The organism is Mesorhizobium sp. M0195 (assembly GCF_040322115.1).
Classification (GTDB): domain Bacteria; phylum Pseudomonadota; class Alphaproteobacteria; order Rhizobiales; family Rhizobiaceae; genus Mesorhizobium.
The window spans coordinates 192534-202891 of record NZ_JAMYSV010000009.1; the positions used below are offsets into that span (position 1 = coordinate 192534).

Below are 10358 nucleotides of genomic sequence, written 5' to 3' on the forward strand. Positions count from 1 at the left end.
GTCATTCCAGCGCTTGCGACGTTTCCGACGCAACGCGCCATTCGCCGTCGGCCAGCACGAGTTCCAGCATCACCCGCGCCTTGCCGGTCAGGCGCTGCGCCGATTTGTCTTTCGGCACATAGTCGTAGCTCATGGCGAAAACCACGTCGGCACGATCCTTGCCGTGCGGCGTCACCTCGAGGCTGCCGGGCTCGAGACCGAACGACCACGACGCCCATTGCGCGAACCAGTCGGTCTTGACCTTGACGATGGCCTCGCTGTCGTAACGCGTGCCGTAGATGGTGGCCGACGAACCGTAAAGCCGCTTGACGGTTTCGCGCATTCTCCTGGCATCAGGCGCCAGATAGTTTTCGCGTAGAAACTGCTCGATGGCGCTCTTGTCGCCGACGGAGCGTTCGAGCGCAGCCACCTGCGACGCGGGAGCCGGGCTGACGGCCGGTTTCGGTTGCTGGGCAGTGCGTCCGCCCGGAACGAATTCGAAACGCTCGAGCAGCGACCCCTGCTCCCAGGGACGCTGCGCCTCGCGCGTTGCGGAAACGACGTCGCGGCGCACCGCGATCATCATGTCGTTGATGCTCTGTCCGGGCTCCGCCATGTGCCGCAAAAGCGCCGCGGCAAAGGGCGAGTTGCGCCCCGTCCCGTCCATTGCGACGGCGCCGGGCGCCGTCGAGAAGGCGATGAAGGAGCCGCGTGTCGACTCGAACTGGGCAAGGCCGGCGAGAGCCGTCGCCGAGCGCGTCGTGGCGCTGCGGCTGAGACTTCGGGCAAACGGGTTGTTGCGGCAGGCATCGAGGAAGACCAGGCTGACCTTGGTCTGCTGCTCCATGATGTCGAGAACCTCGTCGATCGGCACCGCCTCGAGCTGCAGCTTGACCGGCATGTCCAGCCGGGCGTCGACCGGCACGATGAAGTTGCGCCCGTCGACCTGCAGGCCGTGGCCGGCATAGTAGAACAGCCCGGCACCGGCACCTTGCAGCGCATCTGAGAATTCGCCGATCTTGCGTTCGAGCTCGCGCTTGCCGAGATCGTTGCCTTCGATCACCTCGAAACCGATGGCGCGCAGCTTGTCGGCGATGTCGAGCGCATCGTTGACGGGATTGGCCAGCGTGCCGGCTTCGGCGTAGCTGCCGTTGCCGACCACAAGCGCCACGCGCCGCGCCGTCTGCGCATCGGCGCGCAGCAGCAGAAAGCCCAGAAACGCCAGTGCCAAGACCACAAGCCTGCCCATGGGGCAGGATCATAGCGCTATCGGTCGCAGCGACACCAACAAATTTGCAACAGCCTGCTTGCGGCATGAGGCGGTGTCAGGCTTCCGGTACCCATAACGGCTGTGAAAACGCCTTGCGCCGGCGCGTGCTATCGGGCAAACCGGCGTTCCTTTCGCGATTTTCCCGCCCGGGGTCTTCCATGTCCACACAGGTTTCGCCGCTCGCGCCGAAGAAATATGCCAAGATGCCGGCCATCGAGGGCGTGCGCATCGCCACCGCCGAGGCCGGCATAAAATACAAGAACCGCACCGACTTGCTGGCCATGGTGTTCGACGCCGGCACCACCGTCGCCGGCGTGTTCACCAGGTCGAAATGCCCGTCGGCGCCAGTTGATTTCTGCCGGCAGAACCTCGTGGCTGGCAAAGCACGCGTGCTGGTCGTCAATTCCGGCAACGCCAATGCCTTTACCGGCCAGAAGGGCCGCGCCTCGACCGCACTCACGGGCGAGGTGGCGGCGAAGGCGGCCGGCTGCACAGCGGGCGAGGTATTCCTGGCCTCGACCGGCGTCATCGGCGAACCGCTCGACGCCGGCAAGTTCAGCCATCTGCTGGCCGGTCTGGTCAAGGACGGCAAGCCGGAATTGTGGACCGAAGCCGCCAAGGCGATCATGACCACCGACACCTATCCCAAACTGGCGACCGCGACGGTCAAGCTCGGCGATGCCGACGTCACCATCAACGGTATCGCCAAGGGCGCCGGGATGATCGCGCCCGACATGGCGACGATGCTTTCCTTCATCGCCACCGATGCGCCGATCGCAGCACCCGTGCTGCAGGACCTCCTGTCGCGCGGTACGGCCAAGACCTTCAACGCGGTTACCGTCGATAGTGACACCTCGACCAGCGACACGCTGCTGATGTTCGCCACGGGTGCTGCCGCCAGGCGCGGCGCGCCGGCAATTTCCGACCCCAAGGATGCGCGCCTCGGCGCCTTTCGCCGTGCCCTCGGCAAGGTGCTGAAATCGCTGGCACTGCAGGTGGTGCGCGACGGCGAGGGCGCCCGCAAGCAGGTCGAGGTCACCGTCACCGGGGCCAAATCGGCCCGCTCGGCCAAGCGCATCGCGCTGTCGATCGCCAATTCGCCGCTGGTCAAGACGGCAGTCGCCGGCGAGGACGCCAATTGGGGCCGCGTCGTCATGGCCGTCGGCAAGGCCGGCGAACCGGCCGACCGCGACCTTCTGTCGATCTGGTTCGGCGACAACCGCCTGGCCTATCAGGGCGAGCGCGACGCCGCCTATTCCGAGGAGGCGACTTCGGCGTATATGAAGCGCGACGAGATCCGCATCCGCGCCGATATCGGCATCGGCCGCGGCAAGGCGACGGTGTGGACCTGCGATCTCACCAAGGAATATGTCGCCATAAACGGCGATTATCGGAGCTGATGGCGTTGGCTTCCAGACATCCGGCAAGCGTGTTGGCGATCGTGCGCCGCTATGAGGCGGCCGGCTTTCGCGCCTGGCCGGCGGCCGCCGTCCATTATGACGGCACCTGGGTGGTGCGGCTGACGGCCGGCCATCCGGCCAAGCGGCTGAATTCGGTCAATCCGCTCGATCCGGGCGACATCCAGCACATTGCCGAGCGCATCGGTCGCGCCAGCCGTCGGTTCGACGCCTATGGCAGGCCGCTGACCTTTCGCATCTCGCCGCTGTCGGGGCCGGATCTCTCAAAGTACCTCGACGGCGAGGGCTGGAGCATATTCGCGGAGTCGCTGGTCATGCGGCTGCCGCTGGCGGACGCTATGCTCGACGACGCCATGGACCAGATTCCGTTGAGGGACATCAGCCGTTTCATCGGCGCGGCGCTCAAGGTGAGCGGTTCGGATGTGTCGCTGCGGCCCGGCCTGTCGGAGATCATCGGCGCCATCCAGCCGGAGGCCGGGCTGTTTGCGCTGGAGGCCGGCAGCGAGCCGCTGGCAACGTTGATCTGCGTGCATGACGGCGACCTTGCCGGCCTGTTCGAGATCGCCACCGACAGGTCGGTGCGCAACCAGGGCCATGGCCGCCATCTCATCCGGTCGGCGCTGAAATGGGCGCGGCTGCGCGGGGCGCGGGAAGCCTGGCTGCAGGTCGAGGCGGACAACGCGCCGGCGCTGGCGCTCTACCGTTCGCTCGGATTCGACGAAGTCTATCGCTATCGCTATCGCCGGCCACCCGGCGCATGAGCGGCTTGGATACGGTCGGCAAACGCCTGCTCCTGGTCGCGGCCTGCGCGCTGGTCGATGCCGACGGGCGCGTGCTTTTGGCGCAGCGGCCCGAAGGCAAGCAACTCGCCGGCCTGTGGGAGTTTCCGGGCGGCAAGGTCGAGCCCGGTGAGACGCCGGAACAATGCCTGATCCGCGAATTGTACGAGGAGATCGGCATCGAAACCGACATCCCTTGCCTGGCGCCACTCACCTTCGCCAGCCATTCCTACGATGATTTTCACCTGCTGATGCCGCTGTTCGTCTGCCGTCGATTCCGCGGCATTGCCCAGCCGAAGGAAGGCCAGGTGCTGAAATGGGTGCGGCCGCGCCAGATGCGCGATTTTCCAATGCCGCCGGCCGATGCCCCGCTGATCCAGTTCCTCATCGATCTGCTGTAACGGCCGACCTGCCGTAAATCGGGCAGCGCCGCAACGCGCCGGCAGCAGCGTTAATGAAAGATTTATCTGACCGTGAAAAATTGACGCTAGGCGGTTTCGCCGATTCCACCGCTGGGGAGCGATTTGCATGAGCCTTGAAAAGGACTGGGACTCGCCTTGGCCCGACCGCCTTCCTGGCGCCGCCAATGCCGGCATGGGAATATTGCGCATCGCCCTCTTGTTCGGCTCGGCCGCGGTGGCTCTGGCCTTGATCGCGACGCCCTACCTCGACAGCCGGACCCGCTCGCAGTTTGCCCGCGATGGGCTTGATACGATGAGCACCGGCTCGATCGGCCAGCGCGATAGCTATACGCTCCGCAAGAGCGTGCTGCAGCCGCTGCCCAGTTCGGTCTGCGTTATACGGGCCGATGGCAGAAGCAGCGGCGACTGCTGACTCCTCAACAACTATCTAGGATTCGGCTGTTTCCTAAAATGCGGCTGGTTCACCGCGCGTTAAGCCTGTCGCGTTAACCTTTCTTAACGGGTCGGCGCTAGGTTCGGGCAAGAGGGATGGGCGCCCATGAAAATCTTGCTGCAACGATTTTTAGAAGACGAGAGGGGTGCGACGGTTATCGAATATGGTTTGATCGTTGCCGTGCTGTCGCTTGCCATTGTCGCTGGTGTCGGCCGGGCTGCCGATGCGATTCAGTGGCTGTTCAGCGACAACAGCAGCAGGCTTGCCAACGCTTTTGCGCAGTGACCCGCTTAGCTTTGATGGATACGCTTAGCTTTTGCGCAAGGATACGCTCAGGGGCCGCCGGGGTTTTCCAGGATTGTCTTCAGCGATATTTTTGCCGAGCCCGGCTTCAGCGGCTTTTGCTGAGAGGCATCGGGCGCCCAGCCTGACATCCAGACCACCGAGAAACTGGCCCTGACGCGGCCATCGGCATCCGAAAACCGCTCCGCATAGATTTCGGCGGCGCGCGCGAACAGCGCTCGCGTGCCCGGCCGCCTGCTGCGGTCGACAAGCGCGCTGGTCTCGCCCATGGCGCGCAGGTCGGCGACCAGGCCAAATAGCGAATCGTAGCGCACCGTGATCGTCTCGACGTCGGCAACCGGCAGCGCCAGGCCGGCGCGCTGCAGCAGCGCGCCGGCGTCGCGGACGTCGGTGAACGGGATCACACGCGGGCTGGCGCCGCCATAGAGCTCGGTCTCGGCAGCAAGCAGGCTTTCGCGCAGCTCGGAAAGTGTGCCTGTGCCGGCGAAGGCCCCGAGGAAAAGCCCGTCCGGCTTCAGCGCCCGGCGGATCTGCACCAGCATGCCGGGAATGTCGTTCATCGCCTGCAGCGACAGCACCGAGACTGCGAGGTCGAGGCTTTCCGGTTCGAATGGCACGGTTTCCAACGGCGCCAACAGTCCTGGCTGGCCACCCAGGAAAGCGGCGTCGGCCTCGACGCGAACGTTTTCCGTCACCTTGCCGCTTTCGGCGAGCACTTCTGCTGCTGCCGGCGTCTGGCAAAACAATGAGGCCGCCTTGCCGAACCTGCGTTCGACGGCGCCGAGCCGGTCGGCCAGATCCTCGGCCGCCCGCCGCATGAGGAAATCCGCGCCGGCGATGGGACGGGCCAGTGCCCGGCGCTTGCGCGCCAGCCAGAGCGAGGTGTCGATTACAGGCTGCAATGGGCAGGTCCTTGTGCTTCGCTCTCTGATATAGTGATGCGGAGGACCAACCACGTGGCCGATCCCATGCCAGAGATCAAGCGTATTGCGATCAGGAGCATTGCCCGCAAGGCATTGGGCTGGCCGGCGCGCCTCTTGTTCCCGCCGGTCTGCGCCGGCTGCCGCCGCCATGTCTCGCAGCCCGGCGTGTTGTGCGGCGCCTGCTGGCCGAAACTCAGGCTGCTGGAACGGCCGTGGTGCCCGGTGATGGGCACGCCGTTCACCCACAGTATGGGTGAGGGTTTCCTGTCGGCGGAGGCGATAGCCGACCCGCCGCCGTTCGACCGCGCGCGGGCGGCGGTCGCCTATTCCGGCGTTGCCCGCCAGATGGTGCAAGGGCTGAAATACCAGGACCGCACCGATCTGGCGCCGTGGATGGCGCGCTGGATGCTTCGCGCCGGTGCCGAGCTCATCGCCGAGGCCGACGTGGTCGTGCCGGTGCCGCTGCACTGGCGGCGTTTCTTCCGACGGCAGTTCAACCAGTCCGCGGAACTGGCGCGGGCGGTGGCGCAGCTCGGGGAGCGGCCGTTCGCGCCATCAGCCATCAAGCGCGTCAAACTCACGCGCCAGCAAGTCGGGCTGGAGCGGCGGGAACGCGAGGAAAATGTTCGCGCCGCATTCAAAGTGCCGGATGAGGCGGAGATCGAAATCGCCGGCCGCCGGGTGCTGTTGATCGATGATGTCTACACCACCGGCGCCACCGTCCGCGCGGTCGCTAGGGCATTGACGAAGGGCGGTGCCGGCGCGGTCGACGTACTGACCTTCGCGCGCGTGCTGCCGGGGGACTTTCGGGCCGACGAATCGGCGCCTATATAGCCTATATGACAGCAGAACGAGGCAGGATTGCTGACCGATGGTCGATGTGACGATCTACACGCGGATGATGTGCGGCTATTGCACCGCGGCCAAGCGGCTGCTCGACAGGAAGGGCGTCGCCTATACCGAGCACGACGCCTCCTTCTCGCCGGAATTGCGCCAGGAAATGATTTCCCGGGCCCATGGCCGTTCCACCTTTCCGCAGATATTCATCGGCGACACGCATGTCGGCGGCTCTGACGATCTCCACGAATTGGAGGCGGAAGGACGGCTGGACGGATTGCTCGCCAACGGCTCGACCAGGTAAGGACATGACCATGGGTGCTTTCAAGACGGGGGGTGCTTTCAAGGCTGCGGCGATCCAGATGCGTTCGGGAACCAGCCCGGAGCGCAATGCGGTCGATCTGGAACGGCTGGTCCGCGAGGCGGCAGGTCTTGGCGCGTCCTATGTCCAGACGCCGGAAATGACCGGCGCGCTGATCCGCGACAGCCAAGCGCGGGCCGCTTCCTTCACCTCCGAAGACAAGGACATCGTCGTCTCGACGTCGCGGAGGCTGGCCAAGGAGCTCGGCATCTTCCTGCATATCGGCTCGACCGCCATTCTGCGCGCCGACGGCAAGCTTGCCAACCGCGCCCTTCTGTTCGGGCCGGACGGCGCCACGATTGCCACCTACGACAAGATCCACATGTTCGATGTCGATCTCGACAATGGCGAGAGCTGGCGCGAATCCGCCGCCTATGAGCCTGGCACCGAGGCCGTCGTCGCCGAAATCAATGGCGTGAAGCTCGGCTTTGCCGTCTGCTACGATCTGCGCTTTCCGCAGCTGTTCCGTGTCGAGGCGCTGGCCGGCGCCAATCTGCTTTCGGTGCCCGCCGCCTTCACCCGCCAGACCGGCGAAGCGCATTGGCATGTGCTGCTCAGGGCGCGCGCCATCGAGAACGGCGCCTATGTGGTTGCCGCCGCGCAAGGCGGCGTGCACGAGGACGGCCGCGAAACCTATGGCCATTCGCTGATCGTCGATCCCTGGGGCCGCATCGTCGCCGAGGCGGCGCATGACGAGCCGGCGGTGATCGTCGCCGAGATCGACCCGGCGCAGTCAGTCGCTGCGCGCAAGAAGATACCGAATCTCAAAAACGCACGCGATTTTGCCGTAAACGCCGGTTCGGCGGAGGCAATGCCGCTCAGGGGTGCCGCCTCTTGATCCGCTTTTCCCTGATCTGCGAACACGAGCACGAATTCGAGGCCTGGTTCCGCAGCAACGACGATTTCGACACACAGAAGAGGCGCGGCTTCGTCGATTGCCCGGCCTGCGGCTCGCACAAGGTCGAGAAGGCGCTGATGGCGCCGGCCGTCTCGACCGGGCGCAGCCAGGAGAAGATTGCGCTCGCCATGGGCGAGGCGCAAAAGCAGGCGCTGGCGCAGCTCAAGGCGCTTGCCGAGAAGGTGCGCGAGAACGCCGATTATGTTGGCGACAAATTTGCCGAGGAAGCGCGCAAGATCCATTTTGGCGAGAGCGATCCGCGCGGCATCTATGGCGAGGCGACGCTGGAGGAGGCCAAGAGCCTCGCCGAGGATGGCGTCGAATTCTTGCCTATTCCAAGTTTCCCCGACGACCGCAACTGAGGAAAGTCTTGCCCCATCCGGAGAAGACTGAAAAGCGGCGTGGTTCAGAAATAGTGATCCGTGTTTTCAGCTGGTTGACTATAAAGTCGATCGACAAGAGAACGATCGATGGGTTGCCAGTTTTCTATAATGGTGAGAGCGGTGGGAAAGATGCAGATAAGGTTGCCGCCGCGCTGCGATTGATTCAAGAATTTGACCCTGTTCGATACAGCCGTCTGGTCCGCGATCTCAAACGGATCTGGATTACAATCAATCCAGGTGCCGCTGCGCAATTTGTGAAATCGACTTCGACTTGCGAGCTTGATCGGCGATTTGTTCTAGGCGAGCACACGCTGTCCGACCAGATCGCCAGCGCGATAGTGCATGAGGCGACGCATGCGCGTCTCCATCAGCGAGGCATTGGCTATGAGGAGGAATTGCGCCACCGGGTGGAGTGGGTTTGCATGAGACGTGAACTGGCTTTTGCGGCGAAACTGCCGGACGGGGCGAGTATTCGTCAATGGGTCGAAGCTCGACAAACGGAACCCTCGGATTTTTCCAATGTAGCGATGAATGGTCGGCAAATTGATAGCGCGCGTGATGCCTTACTCCATCTCAATGCTCCAGGTTGGCTGGCAGACTTGATCGACTTTTTCGCACGGCGGCGATTTCAGAGGCGTATCAGGCGACAAGAAGCTGAAGCGGATTTCGACAAGCGAAAATGATGCTCCGTTGTCGCTTGTGGGGGATTCGCTTCCGCCCAGAGCGGCGATGCTGCCGCCCCCCGCACAAGAGTCCGCAATTTCAGGCCGAGCAGCAAGGATGGGGCTCGCGGGCAATCGTTTCGCTGCTTCTTTCATGCCCACTGCCTGACGGGCTTGCTTCACTTGACGGAGTTGCTTCCGCATAGGCTGCAAACTGGCGTTCAAGCGCCTTGACTGTACTGCTGCGCCAGCCCTGCGCCAGGGATTCCGACATGGGATCGGGGAAGATTTCCTCTTCGCCGTTCTCCACTCCGTCCAGGATCGCCCGCGCGACAGACTCCGGAGAGGCTTTCGCGATGTCCAGGCCCCGTGTCATGTCCGTGTCCACCGGGCCGGGAAGGACCCTGTGGACGCTGACACCCCGTCCGGCCAAAAGGGTGCGCAACGACTGCGACAGCGAGAACGAGGCCGCCTTGGAGATCGAGTAAGCCGGACTGAACGGCACGGCGGCAATCGAGGCCAGCGACAGAATGTTGACGATGGCTCCCCGCGACCGGGCCAGCAACGGCAGCAGAGCCTGGGTAACGTCGTACGAGCCGAAGAGGTTTACGGCGAGCTGTTGTTCGAGCACACGACGGTCGCTGAGGTCATCGAAGGGCGATACGCCGGCGTTGTTGATGAGGATATCGAGAGCATCGATCTTCTCGACGGCCTCCCGGATCTGCGCAGCGTTGGTCACATCCATGGTCAGGGACGTCACACTCCGGTCCGGGTGGGCCATGGCTTGGCGGGTTGCAGCATAGACGCGCTTTACGCCTCTGCTCAGGGCTTCCTCGACCAGTGCCCGACCGATGCCCCGATTGGCTCCAGTCACCAGGATGGTTGAACCTTCGATCTTCATTGCGTCTCTCCTAGTGCTTATCGTTGCGTTCGAGCTAGTGCACAGTCTAGCCGCGACTCAAGGTTGGCGCGCCGCAACTCAGGTTGGCTACAGTCGCCGTTGTCGATACGACTGGTTGGTGAGATGGACTTAGCGCCGGATGTCGAAGCCATGGGAGTGACAAGTGTGACGGGATTCCGATGGACTCGCTGATCACGGCCGCGGCGCATGCGCTTGCGGCGGGCGATCCGCTCGGCGCCTTGAAGCGGGTTGCGCTGCGCGACGATGCGCCGGCACTGGCGTTGCGCGGTATCGCGATGGCGCAGCTTGGCGACCTGGTTCGGGCGAAGGTTCTTCTCAAGAGGGCGGCGCGCGCATTCAGCCCGAGGGAGGCCGTGGCCCGCGCGCGGTGTATCGTCGCCGAGGCCGAGATCGCGCTCGTCTCGCGCGACCTTACCTGGCCGGCCAAGGCACTCGACGCCGCACGGGCGACGCTTGAAAAGCATGGCGACCGCGTCAACGCCGCGCATGCGCGCAACCTCGACGTTCGGCGCCTGCTGCTGATCGGCCATCTCGACGAAGCCGAGCGCAGGCTGGACGGCTTCGATCCCTCGCCGCTGCCGCCGGCATCGCGGGCCGCCCACGAGCTGGCTGTCGCCGGCATCGCCATCCGCCGCTTGCGGACCGGTCCTGGGCCGGGCGCCCCACGCCTGGGGGCCGGGCGCGCGCCCGGCGGCGGGGACCCCCCCCCGCAAGGGGGGGTGGGTGGGGCGGGCCGGGTGGGGGTAACCCCCGGGGGCCGGCGGATAT

General features: G+C 64.6%; 13 protein-coding genes and 1 pseudogene. 11 read left to right on the top strand and 3 right to left on the bottom strand.

Annotated elements, in window-relative coordinates; genetic code table 11:
• Position 1 precedes the first annotated feature (1 nt).
• Positions 2-1228: a caspase family protein gene (locus NKJ12_RS19445; RefSeq protein ID WP_352704417.1), complete on the bottom strand. Its 1227-nt coding sequence runs from the start codon at positions 1226-1228 to the stop codon at positions 2-4.
• A gap of 179 nt (positions 1229-1407) precedes the next feature.
• Here NKJ12_RS19445 and argJ point away from each other — a divergent pair, with 179 nt between their 5' ends.
• The 5 genes from argJ to NKJ12_RS19470 all read left to right on the top strand — a co-directional run bounded on the left by argJ (position 1408) and on the right by NKJ12_RS19470 (position 4586).
• Positions 1408-2649, top strand: coding sequence for a bifunctional glutamate N-acetyltransferase/amino-acid acetyltransferase ArgJ (gene argJ, locus NKJ12_RS19450; protein WP_352505139.1), 1242 nt, complete (start codon positions 1408-1410; stop codon positions 2647-2649).
• Positions 2649-3428 (top strand): GNAT family N-acetyltransferase, encoded by a 780-nt coding sequence (locus NKJ12_RS19455; RefSeq protein ID WP_352704419.1) that lies wholly within the window; start codon positions 2649-2651, stop codon positions 3426-3428. Before argJ ends, NKJ12_RS19455 begins: the two co-directional genes overlap by 1 nt.
• Positions 3425-3847 (top strand): (deoxy)nucleoside triphosphate pyrophosphohydrolase, encoded by a 423-nt coding sequence (locus tag NKJ12_RS19460; RefSeq protein ID WP_352491816.1) that lies wholly within the window; start codon positions 3425-3427, stop codon positions 3845-3847. Before NKJ12_RS19455 ends, NKJ12_RS19460 begins: the two co-directional genes overlap by 4 nt.
• Positions 3848-3974: 127 nt before the next feature.
• Positions 3975-4280 (top strand): hypothetical protein, encoded by a 306-nt coding sequence (locus tag NKJ12_RS19465; protein WP_023677980.1) that lies wholly within the window; start codon positions 3975-3977, stop codon positions 4278-4280.
• Between the two features lie 126 nt (positions 4281-4406).
• Positions 4407-4586 carry a Flp family type IVb pilin gene (locus NKJ12_RS19470; RefSeq protein WP_352476309.1) on the top strand — a complete coding sequence of 60 codons (180 nt, stop codon included), beginning with the start codon at positions 4407-4409 and terminating at the stop codon, positions 4584-4586.
• Positions 4587-4633: 47 nt separating this feature from the next.
• On the opposite strand, the gene NKJ12_RS19475 is transcribed toward NKJ12_RS19470, so the two are convergent.
• Entirely contained in the window at positions 4634-5506 is an 873-nt protein-coding gene (locus NKJ12_RS19475) for a methyltransferase domain-containing protein (RefSeq protein ID WP_352704421.1), read from the bottom strand.
• 54 nt (positions 5507-5560) lie between these two features.
• Here NKJ12_RS19475 and NKJ12_RS19480 point away from each other — a divergent pair, with 54 nt between their 5' ends.
• From NKJ12_RS19480 to NKJ12_RS19500, 5 genes are read left to right on the top strand one after another with little or no spacing between them, the layout of a single operon-like run.
• The gene (locus NKJ12_RS19480) at positions 5561-6361 is read left to right on the top strand and encodes a ComF family protein (protein WP_352704423.1); all 801 of its coding nucleotides are present in this window, start codon (positions 5561-5563) and stop codon (positions 6359-6361) included.
• 37 nt (positions 6362-6398) lie between these two features.
• On the top strand, positions 6399-6668 hold the full coding sequence (grxC, locus tag NKJ12_RS19485) for a glutaredoxin 3 (protein WP_254816699.1): 270 nt from the start codon (positions 6399-6401) through the stop codon (positions 6666-6668).
• Positions 6669-6678: 10 nt separating this feature from the next.
• Positions 6679-7563: a carbon-nitrogen hydrolase family protein gene (locus NKJ12_RS19490; RefSeq protein WP_352704425.1), complete on the top strand. Its 885-nt coding sequence runs from the start codon at positions 6679-6681 to the stop codon at positions 7561-7563.
• Complete coding sequence (locus tag NKJ12_RS19495) at positions 7560-7985, top strand: DUF1178 family protein (protein ID WP_352704427.1); 426 nt, start codon at positions 7560-7562, stop codon at positions 7983-7985. The genes NKJ12_RS19490 and NKJ12_RS19495 overlap by 4 nt, the downstream gene beginning before the upstream one ends.
• Before the next feature lie 8 nt (positions 7986-7993).
• Entirely contained in the window at positions 7994-8689 is a 696-nt protein-coding gene (locus NKJ12_RS19500) for a hypothetical protein (RefSeq protein ID WP_352704429.1), read from the top strand.
• Positions 8690-8768: 79 nt separating this feature from the next.
• Here NKJ12_RS19500 and NKJ12_RS19505 read toward each other — a convergent pair whose 3' ends face one another.
• The gene (locus NKJ12_RS19505; RefSeq protein ID WP_352704431.1) at positions 8769-9569 is read right to left on the bottom strand and encodes an SDR family NAD(P)-dependent oxidoreductase; all 801 of its coding nucleotides are present in this window, start codon (positions 9567-9569) and stop codon (positions 8769-8771) included.
• Positions 9570-9748: 179 nt separating this feature from the next.
• Between NKJ12_RS19505 and NKJ12_RS19510 the strand changes: the two are divergent.
• A pseudogene (locus NKJ12_RS19510) lies at positions 9749-10358 on the top strand (helix-turn-helix domain-containing protein); the annotation flags it as partial.